The organism is Acidobacteriota bacterium, from assembly GCA_039030395.1.
Classification (GTDB): domain Bacteria; phylum Acidobacteriota; class Thermoanaerobaculia; order Multivoradales; family JBCCEF01; genus JBCCEF01.
In genome coordinates this window covers 167,706-190,893 of the sequence record JBCCEF010000003.1, presented here as the reverse complement: position 1 = coordinate 190,893, position 23,188 = coordinate 167,706, and the positions used below count along the sequence as shown (strand labels likewise).

Here is a 23,188-nt window from a genome sequence, read left to right as displayed (position 1 = left end):
CCTCACCGTACCGGCAGGTACTTGACGTAGATGCGGTACTGCAGGTCCTTGGTGCGGTCCTGATAGGCCTCGGCGAAACGATGATGTCGCTCCAGCACCGGATCTCCGGGAGTCACTCCCAGGGCCTCGCCGAGTTTCTCGTAGGCCGACTCGGCGTCGCCCCGCTGTAGATCCGTCACCGCCAGGTTGTAGTAGGAACCGGTGATCAAGCGGCGAACGTCCGGATTGTCCGGGTCGTTGGAGTGCATCCGCCAGAGATCCGGCAGGCCGAACTCATAGTCGCCGCCTTCATACAGGGCGACGTAGCGCTCCAGCGGCTCGAGCCGCTGATCGACAGAGCGCTCGAAGTCCAACTCTTCGCCCTCGAAGGGCGCCATGTTCTTCGCCTCGGCGAGCAGTTCGCGGGCCGCGATCGCTTCGCCGCCGGCGAACCGGCGGCGCGCTTCGTCGATCAACTGCTGGCGGCGCTCGAAGTCAATCACCGGCTCCGGCTCTACCTCTTCGGCCGCCGCCTGCGCCGCCTGCTCGGCGGCCTCCCATTGGGAGATCAACGCCCGCGCCTCGGCATAGCGAGGCGCCTGCGGCGGCATGCGGCGCAGCAGGTTCAGGGCGACATCCGTTTGGCCTTCCTCGTACAGCGAGGTGGCGCGGGCGATGGGATCTTCCGCCGCTTGGGTGACCGTCGTTTCCTCGCGCGCGTTGGGGAAGAAACGGCCGCGGTTCAGGTAGAGAAAATAGAGCAGTGCGACGGCCAGCACGAACACCAGGCTTCCGATGAGCAAAAAGCGCCGCCCGGCGCCGCCATCCGCCTTGGCTCGCGGCGGCGGTGCCGTCGGAGGGGACTCCACCTCCAGCGAGGCGCTCGGTGGGGGCAACGGAACGGTGCCGGTGGGTACCCCGGCGCCGAGGGGCAGGTCCGCCCCCCCCTCGATCTCCGGCAGCGAGGGATCCTCCACCGCCACGGGACCGGAAGCGGGCGACGTCGACGGCGCCGCGACGACCGGACCGCCGGAGGAGAGGTCCGGCTTCTGGAACGGCCCGGTGGTCGGCCGCTGGTCGCGCCGCACCACTACCGGAGTGCCGCCTTCGGCGAGTTGTTCCAGGTACTCCTTGGCGGTGAGATGGCCCGGCTGCAGGGCCAGCACCTCTTGCAGTCCACTCTGCGCTCCGGCGCTGTCGCCGGCCTCTAGACGCCCCACCGCATCGTGGAACAACTCCTCTGCCTTGCGTTCCTGTTCGGCCTTCAGGCGCCGGGCTTCTTCGATGCGGCGCGACGCCTCGTCGTGATCCACATCGATCAGGAAAATTCGCGACCAGGCGTCGATGGCGGTCTGGTACTGGCCTTGATCGAAGGCGTCCTGCCCCTCGGCCAGCAGGCCGGCGATGCGTTCCGCGCCCTCGGAGCGGGTGGTCGATGAAGAGGCCCTGCCGGGAGCTTCCGCAGCCGGCACCGAGGGAGAAGGCACACTGGCCGTGGGCGTTTCGAGGTGCGGCGGCGGTTCGAGTTCCAGCGGATCGGCTTCCGGCGCAGCGGCTGTTGGGGCCGCGCCCAACCCCGGCGCGGCTGTCGGCGACTCCTCTTCCTCCACCGAGAGATCCCAGCCGGACATCTCATCCGCCTCCTCCGCCGGCTCAGCGGCCGCCGCCTGGCGCGAGGCCGCCAGATCGAGGAGCGGCTGTAGGCCGGGATGCGTCGGGTCGAGCTGATGGGCCTTGTCGAGAAAGGAGCGCGCCTCTTCGACGTTGCCGGAATCCACCGCCTGGCGGGCGGATTCGAGGAACTTCTGAACGTAAGGGGCCGACTCGCGGCGCGAGGCGGCCGCTTCCACCACCGCGCTCACCCGCGGGTGCGCCAGCAGTTCCTGCGGCGACCGCTCGGCGAGATGGGCGACGCCGGAAAAGTCGCGCCGGGCGAGCTTCGCCGACAGAGCCGCTTCCAACTCGTCGACGGTGGTGGGCGGCGGCGGTTCGTCGCCCAGGTCCAGTTCATCGAGATCGCCAAAGAGACTTTCCGCATCGCGCGCCTTGTCGGGGCTCGGCTCCAGCGTCTCCGGCTCAGAGGGACCATCGGCCGCAGCCTCTCCCGACCCACCGTCCAAAGCGCCCCGGTAGGGGGCCACATCGAGCGGCCCGGTGGTGTCGTTGAGCTGGGCCAGGAGATCCCGCGCCGGCTGGAAGCGCGGATCCATCCTCAGGATGAAGTCGCAACCGAGAATCGCCTCCTTGCGGCTTCCCTGTTCCGCCAGATCGAGGGTCTGCTCGAAGGTGGTGAGGATGCGCTGGCGAACATCAGGCGCGAGAGCGGGATTTCCAGAATAGGTCATAGCGGGATCGCTCGCCCAAAGAAAAACTCAAAGGAATTTTCGGTCCGACGACCGGAGATCGCATCGTACCAAAGCCGCGGCTGCTAATCTCCTTCCGTTGCTCGAATCGATTCCCAACGTCAGCGAAGGAAGGCGGCCGGAGGTCATCGACCGCCTGGCGAGGGCCGTGAACCGCCCCGGAGTTTGGCTGCTCGACCGAACCTCGGATCCCGACCACCATCGCTCGGTGTTCACCCTGGCCGGCGAACCGGAACCGTTGATCGACGCCCTCTTCGCCCTTTACGAGAGGGCGCTTCAAGAAGTCGATCTCCGACGGCCGAGGGGCGTCCACCCGCGCTTGGGCGCCGTGGATGTGGTGCCCTTCGTGCCCTTGGCCAGCCGCCCGATGGCCGATGCCGTCGCCGCTGCCGAGGTCCTCGGCCGGCGCGTCGCGGAACGCTTCGGTTTGCCGGTACTGCTCTACGAACAGGCGGCCCGGCGGCCGGAGCGGCAGCGCCTACCGAAGGTCCGCCGGGGGGGCTTCGAGAGACTCGCCGAGCGCCTCGCAGTACCCGGCGGCGAGCCGGACTTCGGCCCGCGACGGCCGCATCCGTCCGCTGGCGCCACGGTGATCGGCGCGCGGGATTTCCTGATCGCCTTCAACTTCGTACTGAGCCGCGAGGATCTGGCCCTGGCGCGCGGCATCGCGGCGGAGATCCGGGAAGCCGCCGGCGGATTGGCCGGCGTGCGAGCCCTCGGCCTCGCCCTCGAAAGCCGGCGGCGGGCGCAGGTGAGCGTCAACCTGGTGGATACCCGGGCGACGACTCTGCGAGAGCTGTTCGATGCGGTGCAGAGCCGGGCGCGGAAAGCGGGAGCCGAGGTCGATGAGAGCGAACTGATCGGCCTCTTGCCGGCTCATGCGGTGGAGGGCGATCTCGCCGACCTGGCTCGCGACCTGCGGCTGCCCCGCCTGGAACGGCACCAGGTGGTGGAATGGGCGCTGGAAGACGCCGGCGCCTAACCCGCCGGACCCACAGGTTGCGCCCGCAACCCTTCCAACAATCGCCGCGGCATCCCGTCGAAGGAACCGGACGACATCGTCACCAGCACGTCGCCGGCTCTCGCTCCGTCGAGCGCCGCTTCCAAGAGATCGTCCATCGAATCGAACGCCCGGGCCGCGGCCTCACCGGGTGCCGACAGCTCCGCCGACAGAGCCGAAAAATCGATCCGCTCCTCGGGCGCCAGGCGCCCGGCGTGGAAAGTGGGCGCGATCAACACCCGATCCGCCGTCCGGAACGCCCGCCGGTAGGCGTCGAGCAGGAAACTGCGGGCGGCGGTGAGACTGCGAGGCTCGTACAGCACCGTCAAGGGGCGGTCGCCGTAGCGGGCGCGGAGTCCCTCCAGGGTGCGCTCGACGGCGGTGGGGTGGTGGGCGAAGTCATCGACCACCGTCACCCCCCCGGCAGTGCCGATCTCCTGCTGTCGCCGCTGGATTCCCCGAAAGCCGGCGAGGGCCGCCGCTACCTGCTCCGGCGAATAGCCGTCGCCGCGCGCCGCCGCCCACACGGCAAGCGCGTTCTCGACGTTATGGGTACCGGTCATCGGAAAGGACACCTCGTAAACCCCCGCCTCATCGCGCACCCGAAAGCGCGTACCGCCGCCCGCCGCCGCTTCGATGGCGCCCTCCAGGCGCACGTCGTTGTTCTCGCCGATGCCATAGAACACCACCTCGCCGCCGGACCGCGGCGCCAGACGCCGCACCTCTTCCGAATCGCCGCACAGGATCGCTCGGCCGGTGTCCGGCACCAGCTCCAGCAGGCGACCGTAGGCGTCGCGCAGGGAATCGAAGTCCGGGTAGAGGTCCGCGTGGTCGTACTCGACGGAGGTGAGGATCGCCGTCTCCGGCCGGTAGTGCAGAAACTTGGCGCCGCGGTCGAAGTAGGCGGCGTTGTACTCGTCCCCCTCCACCACGAAACGCTCACCGGCGCCGACTTGAAAACTGCCCGGAAGACCGATCGGCACGCCGCCGATCAGGTAACCCGGATCCCCGCCGCAGGCGGTGTAGACCCAGGCCGCCAGCGAGGTGGTGGTGGTCTTGCCGTGGGTGCCGGCCACCACCAGCGGGCGCCGTTCGACGAGGAAGAACTGCCCCAGGGCTTCGGGCATGGAGAGGCGCGGCAAGCCCCGCCGCTCCATCTCCTCGGCTTCGGGGTTGCTGCGCGGCACGGCGTTTCCTACCACCACCAGGTCCGGTGCCGGATGGAGGTGTGCCGGATCCCAGCCGACATGGGGTGTGATGCCGGCGTTCTCCAACAGGGTGCTCATCGGCGGATAGAGCGGTCCGTCAGAGCCGCGTACCCGGTGGCCCTGCTCTTGCAGAAGACAGGCGAGCGGCGCCATACCGGTGCCCCCGATTGCGATGAAGTACAGATCCCGCGGCGTACCGCTCACCGGCGACGGAGCCCCACGGATCTTGAAGATTTAGACACTTTCATCTCGCCCCAATGTGTTGATGAAACGACTGTGTGGATGAAGCTTGCTGGTGAAGCCTCGTTACGTACCTGAAGGAGTATTGGTCATGAATCGCGCTCAGACCCCCGCCATTTTGACACTTTGCGCCGCAGTCCTGCTAGCCGGCGCGGCCTTTGTTCCCAGCGCCCTCGCCGAAGATCAGCCGCAGGTGGTGCTGCCGAAGCCGGTTTTCGATGCCGGTGTCACCCCCAAGGGCGAGAAGATCACTCACGATTTCTCGATCCGCAACGAAGGCGCCGCGGATCTGATGATCGTCGATGTGCGCCCGGCCTGCGGCTGCACCATCGCCGAGTTCGACAAGACCATCGCCCCGGGCGCCTCCGGCAAGATCCACGCGGTGCTCGACACCACCACCTTCGCCGGCCCCATCTCCAAGGGCATCACGGTGTTGACCAATGATCCCGCCAACCCGCGGCTAGAGCTGGCGATCAAGGCCGACGTCCAGCCCTATCTGTTCGTGCAGCCGGGCTTCGCGCGGTTCATCCAGGCTCAGCACAGCGATCCGGGATCGGTGGAGCAGATTCTCTTCACCCGCACCTTCGATGATCTCCAGGTGCTCAAGGTGGATTCGCCCTATCCGTTCCTCGACGTGACCTACACCCAGGCCACCGAGGACGACGAACCGCGGGAGAACGCCGTCGGCAACCAGTGGATCTTCGTCTTCACCCTCGACTACGACAAGGCGCCGGTGGGAACCCTGGCGGACTACGTGACCATCCACACCAACCATCCGGACCAGCCGATTCTCAAGGTGCCGGTATCCGGTTTCGTGCGGCCGATGATCGCCATCACGCCGAAGGAAGCGGACTTCGGGGACATCGCCATCGCCGAGCAGAACGAGGCCAGCATGGTCATCCGCTCCTTCGCCAACGAGGAGATCGAACTGACCTCCGCCGAGACCAACGTGCCCGGCGTGGATCTGAAGATCACTCCGATCGAGGAAGGCCGCCGATTCAGCCTGGAAGTGACGCTCTCCCCGGACATGCCGAAGGGCGACTTCGAGGGCACCATCCAGATTCGGACCGACAGCGAGCGCAAGCCGATGATCGAGGTGCCCCTCCGCGGCACTGCCATCTGACGCTCAGAGAAGGAGGCCAATCTCCTTCGGTCAGGTGATTCATCGAGGGCCGGTACCGTGCGGTGCCGGCCCTTTCTGTTTGATTCGAAGTCGCCGCACCCTGCTCCGAGCCCGCAGGGCTGGGCGCCCCCGGACGAGGCGGCGGCGCAGCCGCCGAGGATGGGATGAGCCTGAAAAATCAGTACTTTTCAGGCGAGGGGGCGCCTAGCCCCCTCGAGGAAAAACCTAGCAAGGAAGCTGAAATCATAGGGCGAAGCCCTTTTCAGCAACTTGCTATTAGAGAATGGCGCTCTCGCCATGACCTCGAACCCCGCGGCCACGCGCCGCCTTCGTATCGTCCAGGCCGCCGCTCTGCTGCTGTGGCTCGCCTGGACGATTCCCCTGGCCTTGGGGGAACGCACCCTCTTCTTCCGGGACGTCTTCTCGAACCACTTCCTACTCGAGTCCTACGGCGCCGCGCAGCTCGCCGAAGGGCGGATCCCGGCGTTCAACGAGGTCTGGGGGCTCGGCCAGCCCTTTCGCGGCAATCCCAGCGCTCAGGCCTTCTATCCGGATCGCCTGGCCTACCTGGCGCTGCCCTTCTGGAGCGCCTTCAATCTGCACTTCGCCCTGCACTGGCTGCTGGCGGCCCTCGGAATGTTCGTGCTCGCCCGGGAGTTCGGCCAGAGCCGCGCCGCCGCGACCTTGGCGGGGCTCACCTACGGCGGCTGCGGCTGGACTCTCTCCGGCCTGTCCTTCTACAACCTGATCACCGTCGCCGCCTGGTGGCCGCTGGTGCTCACCGGGGTGCTGCGCGGTGGCCGGCGGGGCATCGCCCTCGGCGGGGCCGCCTGCGGCCTGGCGCTCCTCGGCGGAGAGCCGGTGACGGCGGCCCTCGGCGGCGCCGTTGCTCTGGCCGCCGCCTTTGAGCGCCATGGGCCTCGGCGAGGCACCCTCACCGCCCTCGCCGTCGGGGCGGTCGGGGCAGTCATCGCCCTGCCGCAGATCGTGGCGACCCTGCGGGTCAGCGGCTTCACCTTTCGCGCCGGCCACGGACTGATCGCCAGCCAGGCGGTGAGCTACACCCTCGACCCGCGGCGCTTCCTGGAACTGCTCTTACCCTTTCCCTTCGGCCGGCCACTGGATTTCGGACCCACCGGATTCTGGGCGGCGGACGTGGCGCCGGAGCTGCCTTTCTTCTTGACCCTCTACTGCGGCATTCCGGCCCTATGGCTGGCCTTCCGGGCGGCCCCACGCCATCGCCTGTGGGCGGGAATCGCCGCGGCGGGACTGCTGCTGTCTTGGATCGCCGGCTGGAACGGCGACCTGCTGATCGCCCTCACCTTTGGGATGTTCCGGTATCCGGAGAAGTTCTTGGTGCTCTACGCCCTCGCCTGGCCCCTGCTTACCGGCTGGGGCCTGGAGCGGGTATTGGCGGAGAGCCCCCGCGGGCGACTCGCCACCGCGGGTGGCGCGGTGATGATCGCCCTGGCCGGCGTGCTCCTGGCCTCGCGCACTCGGTTGGCCGCCCTCGCACCGGAGAGCGGCGCCCTGACGGCCGACCTGGTGAGCGCCCAAACGGGAATATGGGCGCTGGGCCTGGGATTGGGCGGCGGGCTGTGGATCGCGGCGGTGATCGCCGCGCGCCGGCGCTGGGCGGCGGCACTGATCGCCCTTCAACTCCTGGCCGTCCTGCAGCTTGCGCCGCTGCTGCGCACCGACTGGACAACTCCCTATCGGCAGCCTGAGGAGTGGGCCGAGCGGCTGCGCTCCGCGGAACGCACCAACGTTTTCACTTCCCACCTGATCTTTCCCCGCTGGCACCCATCGCCGGTTTATCGCGCGGAGGGCCCTTCCAAGGCGGTCCTCGAACGGCTCGAAGGAGCGGACCTGGCGCCGGCCCCAAACGCCCTGTGGGGCCTGACCTTCCCCCTCTATCCGGACATTGAGGGCTTGAGTTCCCAGTACTTCGCCTTCCTGACCTTCAACCTCGCCCGCATGGACTGGTCGCAGCGCCTCGCCTGGATGCGCACCCTGGGCATCGAAGCCACGGTGCTGACGGAATCGCCGCCCCAACCGGCGGATCTCGGCTTGGAACGACTGGACCAAACCCTGCGGGCCGGCGTTCCCACGACCCTCTTCGCCGTGGACGACCCCGCGCCCGAAGCCTGGTGGCCGGAGCGCCTCGCAGCGGTCGAAGGTCCTCTCGACGCCTTGCGTTCGGTGGCGGTGCGCACGGACCCCACCCTCGTAGCCTTCGTGCCTGCACCCCGAAGGCAAGGACTCGGCGCGGTCACGGTGGAGTCCACCGGACCGGACCGGTGGGTGCTGCAAGTCTCCGGAGACGGCGGTCTGGTGGTGGTGCAGCGCTCCTATCACCCGCTCTGGCGAGCGCGCATCGATGGCGCCTCCGGCGCACCTCTCGAAGTGCTGCCGGTAGATTTGACCCTCACCGGCATCGCCGTGCCGGCGGGTAGCCACCGGGTCATCCTCGACGTGGCCCATTGGCCGGAGGTGACGGCGGCGATTCCGGCCCTCCTCACCCTGTTCGCCGCCGGCTGGATCGCACGGCCGCGCCGCTGGCGGAGGCGGCCATGAGCCATCCCGAGGAGGTGCGGAGGCGCTTCGACGAGCGGCGGGGCGTGCTGGTGGTCATCGCCCTGGCGCTGGGCGTCTGGCTGTGGGTGACGGTGCCCCTCGCCACCGGTCACCGCACCTTCTACTACCGCGACGTGTTCAATGTGCACCTTCCCTTGAAGGCTTTTGGGGCGGAGCAGTTGCGGGAAGGGCGGATCCCCGCCTTGGAGCCTGGCCGCGGCCTGGGACAGCCGTTCCGGGGCAACCCCCAGGCGGCGGCCTTCTACCCCAGCAACTTGCTCTACGGCTTGTTGCCGGTGTGGAATGCCTTCAACCTGCACATCGCCCTCCATTGGCTTCTCGCCTTCGCGGCCATGGCGTTGCTGGCCCGTGCGCTGGGATTGGACGGTGCCGGCTCGGTGGTTGCCGCCCTGGCCTATGCCGGCGGCGGCTGGACGCTGACGGCCCTCTCCTTCCACCACATCATCGCCGTTACCGCCTGGTGGCCGCTGGTGTTGTGGGGAGGCGTGCGCGGCCAGCAGAGCGGCGTCGCGGTGGGGGGCTTCGCCTGCGGTATGGCGCTCCTGGCCGGGGCGCCGGAGATCGTCGCCCTGGGCTTCGTCCCCCTTGCCGGCCTGGCGATCGGCCGCCACGGGCTCGCCAGAGGAGCCGGCATCGCCGCGGCCATCGCCGGCCTCGGAGCGCTGGTCGCTCTGCCCCAGATTGTGGCCTTTCTGCGCATTCTGCCCTTCACCTTCCGCTCGGTCATGGGCGCCGAGGGCGCGGCGGCCGGCCTCTATGCGCTATCTCCCTTGCGTCTGCTCGAACTCGCCCTGCCCCTGCCCTTCGGGCGGCCCGGAGATCTTGGGCTTCAGGGGTTCTGGAGCGACGCGGCGATGCCCCGGGTGCCGTTGGTCCTCAGCCTCTACTTCGGCGCCCCGGCCCTGGCCCTTGCTGTCGCCGGAATCCGCAGGGCCAAGGGCTGGGCAATGCTCGCAGGAATGGGTTTGCTCGGCGCCTGCTTCGGGGAACCGATCCTCGCTTTCGTCTCCGGCGGTCTCTTCCGCTATCCGGAGAAACTGCTGTTCTGGCCGGCCCTGGCCCTGCCCCTCGTGGCGGCCTACGGGATCGGCGGAGCGCTGGCGAATCCGGAGCGCTTTCGCACCGCCTGTCGCGTCGGTGCCGGATTCGCTCTCGCCCTGGCGATGACGATGTTCGTGGCCGGCGAACGCCTCCTCGCTCCCTGGACGAGCCTTGCCGGTGCGGCGCCGGCGCAGGCCACCCTGCTGGGCACCTCGGCCTTCTTTCTCGCCGTCCTGCTGCTCGCCTGCGGCGCGGCGGTCGAGCGGCCCTCGAAGGTCGCCCTGGCCTTCGCCCAGCTCCTCGCCCTGCTGTTTCTGGGACCCCTGGTGATGACCGACCACACGGCGCCCTACCGCCAGCCTTCGCCCTGGGCGGAGAACCTGCCGGCCGGCGCCGCGCTGGTGCCGGCGGCGGCGGACGACCCCTTCCGCTCCGGCGCCGCCTATCAGCCGCAGGACTCCGCCGTGACCAGCCGGCTGCGCCTGGGAGCGCGCGATCTCGACCGCGTCCCGGGAGTCCTGCGCGGCTACCAGTACCCGCTGGCGGCGGACTTCGACGGCCTGGCGGTTCCCAACCACACGCCGCTCTTGCTCTATTTACCCACCCTCCCCATGGCGGAGCGTGCAAGCTGGCTGCGGCGATTGGGGGTGGATGCGGTCATTGCCCTCGGCGATCCTCCGGCCAGGGGATTGCGCGGCGAGGGAACTGAACTGCGACCGGGCCTTCCGGCCACTCTCTACGCCGTCGAGGATCCTGCCCCCTTCCTGTGGTGGCCGCAGCGGGTGGTGGCAGCGCAGGCCGCCGACGCCTTCGTCCACGCCAGCCGAACGCTCGATCCCACCGCCACCGTGACGGCATCGGAACCGATCGAGCAAGGCAACGGCACGGTGCGAGAGGTATCGGCGGAGCCGGACCGCATCGTCTTCGAAGTGGAAAGCGACGGGGGTCTGGTGGTGGTCCAGCGGGCCTACCAGCCGCTGTATCGCGCTCGCTTGGTCCAAGAGCAGAGTTCCGGGGCGCCGGAAAGTGCCGACCTCCGGACCCTGCCGGTGGACCTCCTGCTGCTCGGCGTGGATGTGCCGCCGGGGACACATCGGGTCGAAGTGTCGATCTCCTCGGACCCCGAGAAAGCAGCTGCCGCGGGCTCCTTCGCAATCCTCCTGGGCATCGTCGCCCTCGCCTGGCCCCGCCGAAAAACGGCGCAAGATGAGCGATGACGATCCGCCCCCGCTCCTCACTCTTCGCCTTGCCGATCGCGGCCCTTGTCGTCCTGTGGGCTCTGCCGCTCATTCTCGGCGATCGGACGCTTTTTCTGCGCGACACCTTCAACACTCACCTGGAGATGAAGGCGGCGCAGGCGGAGGCCCTGCGCGACGGCCGCCTGCCGTGGATCGATCCCTACCGCGCCGGCGGGCAGCCGCTCCTCGCCAATCCCAACACCGTCGCCCTCTACCCGGACGCCTGGCTGCTTCGTGGGCTACCGCTTCTCTGGCACCACAACGCCCACTTCTGGCTGCATCTGCTGCTCGCGCCGTTTGCCATGGCGGCCCTCGGCCGCGCCTTCGGCCTGCCGCCGCCGGCGGCCTGGGCGGCAGCGGCCTGCTGGACCTTCTGCGGCTGGACCTTCTCGCTGCTGAACCTCTACAACCTGGTGGCCGCGGCGGCCTTGACGCCGGCCCTCTGCGCGGCGGCGATCCACACGGTGCGAGGCAGCCGGCGAGCAGCGGCCGCCTGCGGCCTGCTGTGGGGACTCTTGATCGTGAGCGGCGACCCGCTGACCGCCGCCCTGTCCCTCGCCCTGGCTCTTGCCGCCGCCCGGCTGGGCGGTAGGTCGTCAAGCCGGCGCCCTGCCCTGCGCTCGGCGGCACTCCTGGGTGCCGGCGTTTCCGCCGGTACCCTGTTGGCCCTGCCGCAGATCGTCGAATTCCTGCGCATCCTGCCGCTGTCCTTCCGCGGCCACCGGGGTTATGGCGAGACCCTCCGGTCCGTCGCCAGTTTCGACCCGCGCCAGACCCTGGAGTGGCTCCTGCCCTTCGCCTTCGGACGGCCGGACGTGACCGGCGCTGGTACCTTTTGGGGCCACGCCTTCTACACCGACACCCCGCCGCTCTTCTTCACCCTGTATCCGGGCATCCTGGCCCTCGCTCTGGTCGTGGCCTCCGGACGCCCGCGAGGGACATGGACCAACGAGGGGGGTCACCGGTGGGCCTGGCTCGCTATCGGCGGTGGGGTGTTTTTCGCCCTCGGCCGCTTCAACCCTGTCGCCGCCTGGCTCCTCTCCCTCGGGCCATCGAACGCCCTGCGCTACCCGATCAAGCTGTGGCTGGCGGTGGCCCTGGGGGCGGCGCTCCTCGCCGGCTTCGGCTACCAGCGAGCCTTCGGCGAGAACGGGCGGGCGCGGCGAGCGCTGTTGCCGTTAGGCTTTCTCGGTCTGGTCACCGCCGCCCTCTGGGTCTTCCTGAGCTTCGCGCCGGAGGCCGCTACAGCGATCCTTCGAAGCCTGATGCCAAGGGAGCTGCCGGACGCCTTCGTCGCCAGCGAGCGCATCCGCTGGGCCGGCCTCGCGCTGCTCTCCACCCTCACCACCGGCCTGCTGGCGGCAACCGCCTGGCTGACCGCCCGCCGCCCCAACGCCGGAGCCCTGCTGCTGACCGTCCACGGGGCGACCCAGCTCTTCTTCCTAGCGCCGGTGGTGCCCATGGACGACGCCGAGCCCTACCGCCAGAACCCGGAATTGTTGGTGGCCCTACCCGCCGACGGCCTCAGCGTCCACGGCGATTTCGACGACCTCTTCGGCCGCGCCAGCCTGCAGGACGGCGACTATCCGGAGCCTCATATCCGCTGGTGGGAGCGGCGCGCCTTCGAGGAGGTCTACCCCTTCACCGGCGCGCTGTGGGAACGGCGCTTCGACTTGAACGCCTCGCCGGAGGGCCTCGATTCGTTTCTGAGCCGCAGTGCCCAGGCGGCGGTGGCCCAGGCCGGCAGCGACGTCGAGCGAATCCGTCTGCTCGCCTCCTGGGGAGTCGACCGGCTCCTCCTCACCCGCGAACCGGAGCCCGCGGCCCGAGCCCTGCTGCGGCCGGTAGCCGAGCGCCCCGGCTACGGCAAGACCCTGCGCGTGTGGCGGATCGTGGACCCGGCGCCGGAAGTCTTCGTGGCCCGCCGTGTCCTGCGCGCGCCCCACATGAATGCCGCCCGCGCGGCGCTTGGGAGCGCGACCTTTGACCCGCAAACCACCACCGTGCTTCCCGGAGAGGGCGGTCCCGAAGCCTTCGGCACCGGCGGAGAGGTGCGAGTTCTCGAAAAGTCCCCCACTCTCCTGCGCGCTGAGATCAAAGCACCGGACGGCGGCGTCCTGGTTTGGCAGCGCGCCCACCTACCGCTCTTCGAAGCCGAAGTCGACGGCGAGCCGGCCGACATCGAGGTCGCCAACCTCCACCGCATGGCCGTCGAAGTGCCGCCGGGGGAGCACCGAGTGGAGGTTCGACTGAATCGGCGCCCGTTTTACCGGGCGCTGGTGGGAACGGGACTGGGGGCTCTCGGGCTGCTGGCGCTGTTGGCATATCGCAAGCAATAGCTTGTCCGTAAGCTCCGTAAGGTCCGTAAGGTCCGTAAGGTCCGTAAGCTCCGTAAGCTCCGTAAGGTCCGTAAGGTCCGTATAAATCTTGTAAGCTTTGACTCAATGGACGAAGCGATCAATCCTTACCGGCCTGGAGCCGGTACCCAGCCTCCAGCCCTGATCGGTAGAGACGCGCTGCTCGATCAATTCGGCATTGCCCTTCGCCGCGCTCAGGCTCGCAAACCCGACAAGGCGCTCATCGCCATCGGCCTCCGGGGCGTCGGCAAGACCGTCCTGCTCAACCGATTTTCAGGCATTGCAGAGCAGGAAGGATTCGAAGCCTCCTTTATCGAAGCCTCCAGCAACAGAGACTTTGGCCAAAAACTGGCCCATCGACTCCGCAAGAGCCTGCTCGCCCTCCATCGATCCAAGCCTTCCAACGCCCTTCGCAAAGCCCTTCGAGTCCTGCGAGGATTCTCCGTTCACCTTCCCGACGGTTCTTCCTTCAGCCTGGATTTCGAAGCACTGGCCGGCCAGGCGGACTCGGGCGACCTCACGGAGGACCTGACGGATCTCCTCGTCGCCGTAGGCGAGGCGGTTCAGGAGTCCGGAACGGGGTTCTTTCTGGCCGTGGATGAGATTCAGAACCTCCATCGAGAGGAACTTTCCGCTCTCATCACAGCGATCCACCGGACCACCCAACTCGATCTACCGGTCGTCATGGCCGGCGCCGGACTCCCCCAACTCCCCAGACTGGCAGGTGAGGCCAAGTCCTACACCGAAAGGCTCTTCGACTTCCCCGAGATCGGTTCGCTCGAGTCCGAAGAGGCCGCGGACGCATTGGCCATCCCGGCCGAGAAGAATGGAGTTCGCTTCCGACGCAAAGCTCTCGATCGCATCGTCGAGAACGCCCGGGGATATCCATACTTTCTCCAAGAATGGGGCTATCGCGTGTGGAACGTCGCGGAGAAGTCGCCGATCTCTGAACCGAATGTCTCGGCAGCACACGCGACCGTCATGGCGCAGTTGGATGACAACTTCTTCTTCGTCCGGTTCGAGCGAACAACGCCCAAGGAGAAGGACTACCTCCGGGCGATGGCAGCCCTGGGACCCGGCCCCCATCGGTCCGGTGACATCGCCAAACACCTCGGCGTGAAGGTCGAGACGATCGCTCCAACGAGCCAAGCCCACCTGGAATCCTTAGAATCGCGCCATCCACTGTTAAGATTCGCCCCGCCTCATGCCACCGCAACCACCGCAACACCGCTTCGAGAAGGTCCTGGTAGCCAACCGGGGGGAGATCGCCGTGCGTATTCTGCGCGGTGTCAACGAGATGGGGATCCGCGGCGCGGTGGTTTACTCGGAGCCGGACCGCGCCGCCTTGCCGGTACTGCTCGCCGACGAGGCGTATCCAATCGGGCCGGCGGCGTCGCGGGAGAGCTACCTGCGGGCCGAGGCGATCGCCGACTTGGCGGTGGAGATCGGAGCGGACGCCATCCATCCGGGCTATGGCTTCCTGTCCGAGCGGGTGGAATTGGCGGAGATGTGCCGGGAGCGGGGCATCGTGTTCATCGGTCCGCCGCCGGAGGCCATCGCGGCGATGGGCTCGAAAACCGAGAGCCGGCGGAGGATGATGGCGGCCGGGGTGCCGGTGGTACCGGGCGGCGACTCCGCCCTGCCGGATCTGGAGAGCGCTCAAGCCTTCGCCGCGGAAATCGGCTACCCGGTGATGCTCAAGGCGGCCGCCGGCGGCGGCGGCAAGGGCATGCGCCAGGTGCACGAGGCGGATGAGCTGCCGGCCGCCTACCGAGCCGCCCGCTCCGAAGCCGCAGCCAGCTTCGGCGACGACTCCGTCTACATCGAGAAGCTGATCCTCGAACCGCGCCACATCGAGATCCAAATCCTGGCCGACGCCCACGGCAGGGCCGTCTCCCTGGGCGAGCGCGAGTGCTCTCTCCAACGGCGGCACCAGAAGGTGGTGGAGGAAGCGCCCTCGATCGTGGTCGACGAAGATCTGCGCCGGCGGATGGGCGAGGCGGCGGTACAGGCAGCCCAGGCGGTGAACTACACCAACGCCGGTACCGTCGAGTTTCTGCTCGACCGCGAAGGCAACTTCTACTTCTTGGAGATGAATACCCGCCTGCAGGTGGAGCATCCGGTGACCGAGCTGGTCACCGGCATCGACCTGGTGGAGATGCAGATCCGGGTCGCCCAGGGCGAGCCCTTGCCGCCGGAGTTGGACGACATCGTCATTCGAGGCCACGCGGTGGAGGTCCGCCTCTACGCCGAGGACCCCTTTCGCAACTTCGCGCCGTCGCCGGGCACTATCCGCCACCTGCGGTGGCCTTCGGGGCCAGGGGTGCGCAACGATGTCGGCGTTTACGAGGGCAGCGAAGTCTCCATCCACTACGATCCGATGCTCGCCAAGCTGATCGTGTGGGCGGCGGACCGGCCGCGGGCGCTGGCGCGCCTCAAGCGAGCCCTGTCGGAGTTGCGCGTGGAAGGCATCGAAACCACCGCCCCGCTGTTTGCGGCCTTGCTCGAAGATGAAGATTTCCTGGCCGGCGACCTCGACATCGGCATGCTCGACCGCAAGCTCGCCGAAGGCACCTTGACCACCAGCGTCACCCCCGAGCAGCTCGAAGACATCCCCCTGATCGCGGCGGCGATCGCCGAGTACGAAGCCACCCACCGCGTCCTCTCGTCCGCCGCTTCGCCGCAGGATTCTCAACCCAGCCGGTGGCGGGACGCCGGCCGCCGGGAAGCGCTGCGCAGTCCCCAATGGAGCTGAATCCGTGAAGCTGGTCATCCGCCACGGCGAGCGCGAGGAACAGGTTTCCGTCGAGCGAAGCGGCGACGAGTATGTCGTCCGGATCGGCGAGGTCGAGCATCGGGTCGAGGCGGTGCAGGCGGTCAATCTGCTGAGCCTGCGCACCCTGGCGAGCACCCACCACGAAGTGGCGGTTCATCGCGCCGGCGAGCACCGCCGGCACGTCCACGGCCGGTGGCGGGCGGCGGTGGTGGACGTCCTCGACCCGTTGAGCGCCCTGGTGGAGGGCGGCGCCGGCGGCGCCGGGGGTCGCCGAGCGGCGGTGGTGGAGGCCTACATGCCCGGCCGGGTGGTCGCCGTACTGGCCGAAGAGGGCGCCGACGTCGCCGCCGGCCAGGGGGTGGTGGTGCTCGAAGCGATGAAGATGGAGAACGAGATCCAGGCCGAAACGGCCGGCGTTGTCAAGCAGCTCCACGTCGTCGCCGGAGACGCCGTCGACGGCGGGGATCCGCTGTTCGAAATCGCCCCCGCCGAAACCTGACACCCGCCAGCCTTACCGCCGTCCACCTCCCGGCGGACCCTCCGCCGCTGTGACAAAACCCCACCCTGAGCCTCCGGTGCGACGACAAGCGCTTCTTTGTCTGCCCGATCCGCTCTCGCTGACCGGGTGCTTGCCGCCTACCGGCGGCTGAAGAGCTCGTCCAGAAAAAGCAGCATGGCGTTCCAGGAGCGCCAGTCGGCATCGGCGTCGTAGCGCAGTCCGGGAATTCCGCGCCCGTCGGCGGAGGGATTGGTGAAGCTGTGGGCGACACCGCCGTAGTAGGTCGCCTGCCAGTCGGCGTCGACCTCGGAGAGCGCCTTCTCGTACTGAATCATCGAGCTGCGGGTGGCGAGGGGATCGTCATAACCGTGCAGGATGAGAATTTTCGGACCGATGGCCTTCTGCGGCGGATAGGCCGGCGGCCCGCCGTGAAAACTCACCACCCCGTCCAGGTCCACCCCGCCTTGGGCCAAGGTGAGGACGGTGGTGCCTCCGAAGCAATACCCGATGGCGGCCATCTGGCGCGGCGCTGTCAAACGGTGCTCCGACAACAATTGGTAGGCGACATCGAACCGCCCCTGACCGATCTTTGGATTCTGGGTAATGAACTGCGACCATTCGCCAGCCGTCGGCGGGTGATCCGTCGTCTTTCCCTCGCCGTACATGTCCACGGCGAAGGCGATATAGCCGGCTTCGGCGAGCTTCTCGGCGCTTCTTCGGGCGTGCTCGTTGTGTCCCCACCATTCGTGGACCACCAGCACACCTGGCCGCAAGTCTTTACTGGCGTCGTCCCAGGCGAGGTAGCCCTTGAGCATCGTTTCGCCGTGCTGGTAGGTGACCTCTTCGGTCTTCAGGGCACCGAACGCCGGCAATGCCGCTGCGATGGCGGCGAGGACGAGCATCGAACAGTTCCATCGGGCATTCGTCATGATGAGTAGATCTCCTCTGTGTTCAGGCGTCGAGCCTACCGTACCGATCGGCGGGAACTTGGTGTCTTGCTCGCCGGAGTTTGCGAGCCGGGGTCGCTGTGACATCGTGCGGGCATCCGCATGTTGAATCTCGAGTTCATCGTGGTCGCCGCCGGCATCCTGGGCTTCGGCCTGGTGTCGCGCCGCCTGACGGGCAGCCCGATCACGCCGCCCATGGTCTTCGTCGCCTTCGGCTACCTGATCAGCGAGCGCGGACTGGGCTTCGTGCCCTTCGACTACGAGGAAGGGCTGATCCACACCCTGGCGGAGATCACCCTGGTGGTGGTGCTGTTCACCGATGCCTCGCGCATCGACCTCAGGCGCCTCGAAATGGAGCGGGCCATCCCCATCCGCTTGCTGGCGATCGGCATGCCCCTGACCATCGCCGCCGGCGCGCTGGTGGCCTGGTGGCTCCTGGATCTGCACTTCTGGGAAGCGGCGCTCCTCGCCGCCGTGCTGGCGCCGACGGACGCCGCCCTCGGCCAAGCGGTGGTGACCAGCCCGCGGGTGCCCGAGCGCCTGCGCCAGTCCCTGAACGTAGAAAGCGGCCTGAACGACGGCATCGCCCTGCCGCTGGTGTTGATGCTGTTGTCTATCGCCTGCGCGTCGGCGGAAGTCCACACGGTGGAGTACTGGGTCCGCTTCGCCCTGCTCCAGGTGACCCTCGGACCGCTGGTGGGCATCGCGGTGGGCTGGCTCGGCGGCCGCCTAGTGGATCGGGCGACGGAGACCGGCTGGATGGATCCCAGCTTCCACCGGTTGTCGGGTCTCGGCTTGGCGCTGCTTGCCTTTGCCGGCGCCGAGCTGGTGCACGGCAACGGCTTCATCGCTGCCTTCTGCGCCGGCGCGGCCCTCGGCAATTCAACCCGCTCCCTGTGCCAGATCGAGGAATTTTCGGAGACCGAATCGCAGCTCCTCACGTTGCTGGTGTTCCTGGTGTTCGGTGGCGCCCTGGTGCCGGAAACGCTGCCGCATCTCTCCCCGACGACCCTCCTCTACGGCCTGCTCAGCCTGACCCTGATCCGCTTGGTGCCGGTGTTGCTGGCGCTCCTGGGCGTTGGCCTCGGCAACAAAGAGAAGCTCTTCCTGGGATGGTTCGGACCGCGCGGCATTGCCTCCATCCTGTTCGCTCTGTTGATCATCGAGGGAGTCGCCCAGGGCGAGCACGATCACTTGATCCACATCGTCACCTGCACTGTGCTGCTCAGCATCCTCGCCCACGGCCTGACCGCCGGCCCGATGGCGAAGACCTTTCCCGAATCGTCCGAAGAACGGCCAGAGCCACTCGGTTAGCAGGGTGCCGAAAACTTCGATTGGACGTTCAGCACCCTACGACCGAGCCCACAGGGCTCGGCGGCGCCAGAGGCGCCGAGGACGGGCGGCCCGCGTAGGATTGAGCCCGAAAACACTGGTATTTTCGGGTGAGGGGCGGACCGCGTGCGGGCGCCCAGCCCCCGAAAAAGAAAACGAGCAGTGAAGCTGAAATCATCGGCCGAAGGCCTTTTCAGCGACCTCCTAGAGGCGCTCGGCTAGGCGGCCGAGAGCGGTCATCAGGTCCGGCGCGGCGTTCATCAAGCGGGCAAAAGGATCGTCCTCGGCAGCCAGCCGAGGCGGCGCGGTGCGAAGGTCGAAAGCGGCCGGGTCGAGACCGGGCCGCACTTCGTCCCAGGCGAGGGGCATGGAAACGGTGGCGCCGGGCTGCGGCCGGGCGCTGTAGGGCGCCACCAGTAGCTTGCCGTAGCCGTTCTGAAGAAAATCGACATAGATCTTGCCCTGCCGCGCCGCCGGCCGGCGGGCGACACTGGCGATCTCCGGCAGTTTCTCCGCCACCACCTTGGCGAGCACCTCGGCGAGCTGCCGCGACTGCTCGAAAGTCACCTGACGGCCAAGGGGAATCAGAACGTGGAGGCCGGTGGCGCCGCTGGTCTTGACGTAACTCGGCAGGTCGATGCCTTCACACAACCGATGAATACAACGCGCCACCTCGATGGCCTGCTCGAAGGAGGCGTCTTTGGCGTCCAAGTCGAGGATGCACCAGTCCGGCGACTGCAGGGTTGCCATGCGGCTCGACCAGATATGGAGCGGGATGGCACCGAGGTTGATCAGGTAGAGCAGGCTGGTCTCGTCGTCCGCCGCGAAGAAGCTCGTCTCGCGGCCGGTTTCCTCAGACCACAAGGGCGCCGTGCGTACCCAATCCGGCGTGAAGTCCGGCGCATTCTTCTGAAAGAACGACTTGCCTTCGATGCCGTCCGGAAAGCGATCGAGCACCACCGGCCGGCCCTGCAGGAAGGGCAGCAGGCGGGGCGACACGGCCCGGTAGTAGTCGATCAGGTCGCCCTTGGTGTAGCCCTCTGCCGGCCAGAAGACTTTGTCGAGATTAGAGAACGGGACCTTCGGCTTTTCGACCTCGTCGTCTTCCGTTGCGCCCTTCAGCGGTTCCTCCAGGCGCGAACCGGTGGGGGCGCGGGAGCAGTCCTCCGGCAGCTTGTCGCCCTTGAGACCGAGGAAAACCGGATGGCGGAGCTGGCCGGAGTCCGTCAATTCGGTGTAGCGCACGGCAGCGACCCGCCGAGGCTCGACCCAGGTGTGCTCCTCGCCGGTGGGAATCGCGCCGCCGGTGAGCGGCGGATCCGAGCGTTGATCGGCTGACAGCTCGGCGTGGAGTTGATCGATGGTGCGTTGATCGAAGCCCGTTCCCACGCTGCCCACGAACACCATGCTGGCGCCTTCGAGAACTCCCAGGTGGAGAGCTCCGAAGCCCGATCGGGAGCCTTTCGGTGCGGTGAATCCCACCACCACGAACTCCCCCTCCAGATCTGCCCGGATCTTCACCCAGTCCGGCGAGCGGCGGCTTTGGTAATGCGAGTCCGCCCGCTTGCCGATCAGACCCTCCAGGCCCATCGCCCGCACCGCCTGCCACAGGGCTTCGCCCTGCTCCTCGACGTGGTCCGTAAAGCGCAGTGGCCCAGCCGCCGGCAGCACCTCCTTGAGCAGAGCCTTGCGCTGGCGCAGGGCGAGGCTCCGCAAATCGAAGCCCTCGAAGGCCACAAGATCGAAGGCGTAGAAGATGGTGGGATCCCGCACGGCGGCCCGCTCGACATCCGGCCGGCGGGTCATCTGGCCACGCTGCTGGAGGCGCTGAAAACTCGGCCGGGCCTCGTCGTCGAGAATCACCACCTCGCCATCGAGGATCAGCGACCGGTAGGGCAGCGCCGCCAGGGCGCGGGTGAGTTCCGGGTACGTGCGGCTGGCGTCACGGCCGCTGCGATAGCGCAACCGGGGCGCCTCGCCGCGCCGGGTGGCGGCGAGCACCCGAAAGCCGTCGTACTTGAGTTCGAACCACCAGCCCGGCGCGGAGAACGGATCGCGATGGGGATCCGCCAGCATCGGCGACAAAGATTCGAGTTCTACGGTCCCCCGGAGAGCTCCCATGTCGTCGAGCTGGTCGCGGATGCGCTCGGCGCGGTCGCTGCCGTCGCGCAGTTCCTCGACGGTCAACCCGGAAAGCACCGACTCCGCCGGTAGGTCTTCGGCCCCTTCACCGGTCGACCAGGCGTCCGGCTTCTTGATCAGCAGCCACTCTTTGGGCGACCGCGAGGTCTTGACCAACGTCCACAGGCCCCGCAGCTTGAACCCCCGCAGCTCGAACAGCAGCTTGCCACTTTCCAGGCCCTCTTGCGGATCGAGGTGGTGCACCGTCAGACCGCGGTCCCACACGATCATCGCGCCGGCACCATAGTTGTCTTGCGGAATCAGCCCCTCGAAATCACCGTATCCCGCCGGGTGGTCCTCCGTTTGAACGGCCAACCGCTTGTCGTCCGTCGAGAGGGAGGGACCCTTCGGCACCGCCCAGGACTTGAGCACCCCACCGATCTCCAGCCGCAGGTCGTAGTGCATCTTGCGCGCGGCGTGCTGCTGGACCACGAAGAGTCCCGGTCGGGCATCTTCCGGGCCGCCGAAGGGTTCCGGCGTGGCGCCGGCCGATCGCTTGGCGCGGTAGGCATCGAGCGGATTGCGATGGGGAGGCATGGTGCGCTGGAATATTACTGCACCGGTCGCCCCTCGGTGGGCTTGAAAGGGGTCCGGCAAACCCCTGCCACGGTTGACTTTTCAGCGCCGACCTGACACGATTTAAGCTTCTGTAGACAAAGACTGTGTGTATCAAAATAAACACCACTGGCCCGGCGAAGGTGAGCACACCGCGTCCGGGGACCGAAAAACCCTAAAGGGGGGGCCGAGGACCATGAACAACGTTCGTACCATTTTGCTTTTCGCCCTGGTGGCTTCGCTGGTCGCCATGGGCGCCTGGGCGCAGGACGCGACCCAGATCACCCATGACGGCCCGGTCGGACCTCCGGGCGGCGGAGCCGGTGACTGCACCGGCCTGACCGACTACGCACAGCCGATCGACGTCGCCAACTTCAACACCGCCCGTACCTCCGACGCGGAGAGCGTCGGCGGCGGCACTCCGAACGTTACCTCCGAAGGCATCGTCAGCGGCGCGGTGATCACGCCTCTCACCGGCGGCACCGCCGATGCGCTGCGCTTCTGGGGCCTGTCTCTCGAATTCAACAACGGCTTCGTCGCCGCCTGTGCGGCCGACAACACCGCCAATACCCCCTTCAACATCGTCTTCAGCGCCGATGCGGGTGGTGCTCCGGGCGCCGTGATCGCCACCACCACCGGAACTCCGACGTCGATCGTGGACACCGGCGTTCCCTTCGCCTTCACCACCATCTTCCGCTGGGACGTGACCATCCCCGCGACGGATGTGACCGGCGCCGCCTGGGTCACCATTCAGCGTCAAGAGGGCGTGGACGCTCCGAACGGCAACTCCTGCCTGTTCCTGTGGCTAGACGAGATCAACGCCGCCACCTACGACAACGTGGCCCATCAGAACGGCGCCTCGGTGCCCTCCGATCACGTCTTCTGCTTGAATGCGCCGATCGCCGTGGACTCGGACATCGAGCTGACCAAGACCGGCGAAGAGGTGGGCGGCCAGATCGTCTACACCCTGACGGTCACCAACAACGGTCCGGACGATGCCTCCAACGTGGTGGTGACGGACGTGCTGCCGCCGGAGGTCACCTACAACAGTGACGATTGCGGTGGCTCCGACGTGCCGCCCTTCACCTGGAATGTCGGCGCCTTGGCGAACGGCGCCACGGCGGTCTGCAACGTCACCGTGGACATCAATCCGGGCGTCAATGGCGACATCGTCAACAGCGCTTCGGCCTCGTCGGATCAGATGGATCCGGTGCCCGCCAACAACGATAGCTCGGCCACCGTGCGAGTGGGTTCGGTCCTCGAGATCCCGACCCTCGGCCAGATCGGCCTCGGCCTGCTGCTCCTGCTGCTCGCCGGCGCGGGCATCGTGTTCATGCGCCGCAGCTAGGAGTTGCTCGAAGCGGTTCTGAGAACCGTGTCGCGTGAGGAAGGGCGGATTCTTCGGAGTCCGCCCTTTTCTTTTGCTGCAATCCGCCCCTCTCACCCTACCTAAAAGGGACTCCCCGGAACATCTGCTGGCGACGAAGCGCCTTGCCCCGCCATGATCCGGTGCACGGTTCGAGGGACTCTGCGCATCTTGTTGGGTATGGGCACGGAAATCTCGCATTCTCTTCGGAGAGCCCGGCAAGGCAACCCGCAAGCCTTTGCCCAACTGATCGAAGGTCAATGGTGTCGCCTCACCCGCCTCGCCCGATCGGTGGTTGGAGAAGCCCAAGCGGAAGATGCCGTTCAAGACGGACTCATCCTTGCCTGGCAAAAGCTCTCTTCGCTCAAGAGCGCCGATGCCTTTT

Annotated in this window: 14 protein-coding genes; 9 read left to right on the top strand and 5 right to left on the bottom strand. The window is 67.6% G+C overall.

Annotated elements, in window-relative coordinates; all coding sequences use genetic code 11:
- Positions 1–2 precede the first annotated feature (2 nt).
- Entirely contained in the window at positions 3–2,324 is a 2,322-nt protein-coding gene (locus tag AAF481_05085) for a hypothetical protein (GenBank protein ID MEM7480525.1), read from the bottom strand.
- 97 nt (positions 2,325–2,421) lie between these two features.
- Between AAF481_05085 and ftcD the strand changes: the two genes are divergently transcribed.
- A complete protein-coding gene (ftcD, locus tag AAF481_05080) occupies positions 2,422–3,324 on the top strand; it encodes a glutamate formimidoyltransferase (protein ID MEM7480524.1) in 903 nt (300 codons plus the stop codon).
- On the opposite strand, the gene AAF481_05075 is transcribed toward ftcD, so the two are convergent.
- Entirely contained in the window at positions 3,321–4,754 is a 1,434-nt protein-coding gene (locus AAF481_05075) for a Mur ligase family protein (protein ID MEM7480523.1), read from the bottom strand. The genes ftcD and AAF481_05075 overlap by 4 nt on opposite strands.
- Positions 4,755–4,881: 127 nt before the next feature.
- Between AAF481_05075 and AAF481_05070 the strand changes: the two genes are divergently transcribed.
- The 4 genes from AAF481_05070 (at position 4,882) to AAF481_05055 (ending at position 13,129) form a co-directional block, all read left to right on the top strand.
- Positions 4,882–5,913 carry a DUF1573 domain-containing protein gene (locus AAF481_05070; GenBank protein ID MEM7480522.1) on the top strand — a complete coding sequence of 344 codons (1,032 nt, stop codon included), beginning with the start codon at positions 4,882–4,884 and terminating at the stop codon, positions 5,911–5,913.
- A 297-nt stretch (positions 5,914–6,210) separates the two neighbouring features.
- Positions 6,211–8,490, top strand: coding sequence for a hypothetical protein (locus AAF481_05065; GenBank protein MEM7480521.1), 2,280 nt, complete (start codon positions 6,211–6,213; stop codon positions 8,488–8,490).
- Positions 8,487–10,769 carry a hypothetical protein gene (locus AAF481_05060; GenBank protein ID MEM7480520.1) on the top strand — a complete coding sequence of 761 codons (2,283 nt, stop codon included), beginning with the start codon at positions 8,487–8,489 and terminating at the stop codon, positions 10,767–10,769. Before AAF481_05065 ends, AAF481_05060 begins: the two co-directional genes overlap by 4 nt.
- The gene (locus tag AAF481_05055) at positions 10,766–13,129 is read left to right on the top strand and encodes a hypothetical protein (GenBank protein MEM7480519.1); all 2,364 of its coding nucleotides are present in this window, start codon (positions 10,766–10,768) and stop codon (positions 13,127–13,129) included. The genes AAF481_05060 and AAF481_05055 overlap by 4 nt, the downstream gene beginning before the upstream one ends.
- Before the next feature lie 291 nt (positions 13,130–13,420).
- Here the strand turns inward: AAF481_05055 and AAF481_05050 are convergent, their stop codons facing one another.
- On the bottom strand, positions 13,421–13,765 hold the full coding sequence (locus AAF481_05050; GenBank protein MEM7480518.1) for a hypothetical protein: 345 nt from the start codon (positions 13,763–13,765) through the stop codon (positions 13,421–13,423).
- Between the two features lie 586 nt (positions 13,766–14,351).
- Here AAF481_05050 and AAF481_05045 point away from each other — a divergent pair.
- Together AAF481_05045 and AAF481_05040 are read left to right on the top strand one after the other, a co-directional pair.
- Complete coding sequence (locus AAF481_05045) at positions 14,352–15,902, top strand: acetyl-CoA carboxylase biotin carboxylase subunit (protein ID MEM7480517.1); 1,551 nt, start codon at positions 14,352–14,354, stop codon at positions 15,900–15,902.
- A 4-nt stretch (positions 15,903–15,906) separates the two neighbouring features.
- The gene (locus tag AAF481_05040; protein MEM7480516.1) at positions 15,907–16,422 is read left to right on the top strand and encodes a biotin/lipoyl-containing protein; all 516 of its coding nucleotides are present in this window, start codon (positions 15,907–15,909) and stop codon (positions 16,420–16,422) included.
- Positions 16,423–16,559: 137 nt separating this feature from the next.
- Here AAF481_05040 and AAF481_05035 read toward each other — a convergent pair whose 3' ends face one another.
- Positions 16,560–17,351, bottom strand: coding sequence for a dienelactone hydrolase family protein (locus AAF481_05035; GenBank protein MEM7480515.1), 792 nt, complete (start codon positions 17,349–17,351; stop codon positions 16,560–16,562).
- 120 nt (positions 17,352–17,471) lie between these two features.
- On the opposite strand from AAF481_05035, the gene AAF481_05030 reads away from it, so the two are divergent.
- Complete coding sequence (locus AAF481_05030) at positions 17,472–18,683, top strand: cation:proton antiporter (protein ID MEM7480514.1); 1,212 nt, start codon at positions 17,472–17,474, stop codon at positions 18,681–18,683.
- Between the two features lie 222 nt (positions 18,684–18,905).
- Here the strand turns inward: AAF481_05030 and ligD are convergent, their stop codons facing one another.
- A complete protein-coding gene (gene ligD, locus AAF481_05025; GenBank protein MEM7480513.1) occupies positions 18,906–21,419 on the bottom strand; it encodes a DNA ligase D in 2,514 nt (837 codons plus the stop codon).
- 214 nt (positions 21,420–21,633) lie between these two features.
- Between ligD and AAF481_05020 the strand changes: the two genes are divergently transcribed.
- Positions 21,634–22,785 (top strand): DUF11 domain-containing protein, encoded by a 1,152-nt coding sequence (locus tag AAF481_05020; protein MEM7480512.1) that lies wholly within the window; start codon positions 21,634–21,636, stop codon positions 22,783–22,785.
- Positions 22,786–23,188 lie beyond the last annotated feature (403 nt).

Coding starts and splice junctions, on each gene's coding strand:
- AAF481_05085 (MEM7480525.1), bottom strand. CDS start 2,324: ATGACCTATTCTGGAAATCCCGCTCTCGCGCCTGATGTTCGCCAGCGC.
- AAF481_05070 (MEM7480522.1), top strand. CDS start 4,882: ATGAATCGCGCTCAGACCCCCGCCATTTTGACACTTTGCGCCGCAGTC.
- AAF481_05065 (MEM7480521.1), top strand. CDS start 6,211: ATGACCTCGAACCCCGCGGCCACGCGCCGCCTTCGTATCGTCCAGGCC.
- AAF481_05060 (MEM7480520.1), top strand. CDS start 8,487: ATGAGCCATCCCGAGGAGGTGCGGAGGCGCTTCGACGAGCGGCGGGGC.
- AAF481_05055 (MEM7480519.1), top strand. CDS start 10,766: ATGACGATCCGCCCCCGCTCCTCACTCTTCGCCTTGCCGATCGCGGCC.
- AAF481_05050 (MEM7480518.1), bottom strand. CDS start 13,765: ATGGAGGTTCTGAATCTCATCCACGGCCAGAAAGAACCCCGTTCCGGA.
- AAF481_05045 (MEM7480517.1), top strand. CDS start 14,352: ATGCCACCGCAACCACCGCAACACCGCTTCGAGAAGGTCCTGGTAGCC.
- AAF481_05035 (MEM7480515.1), bottom strand. CDS start 17,351: ATGACGAATGCCCGATGGAACTGTTCGATGCTCGTCCTCGCCGCCATC.
- AAF481_05030 (MEM7480514.1), top strand. CDS start 17,472: ATGTTGAATCTCGAGTTCATCGTGGTCGCCGCCGGCATCCTGGGCTTC.
- ligD (MEM7480513.1), bottom strand. CDS start 21,419: ATGCCTCCCCATCGCAATCCGCTCGATGCCTACCGCGCCAAGCGATCG.
- AAF481_05020 (MEM7480512.1), top strand. CDS start 21,634: ATGAACAACGTTCGTACCATTTTGCTTTTCGCCCTGGTGGCTTCGCTG.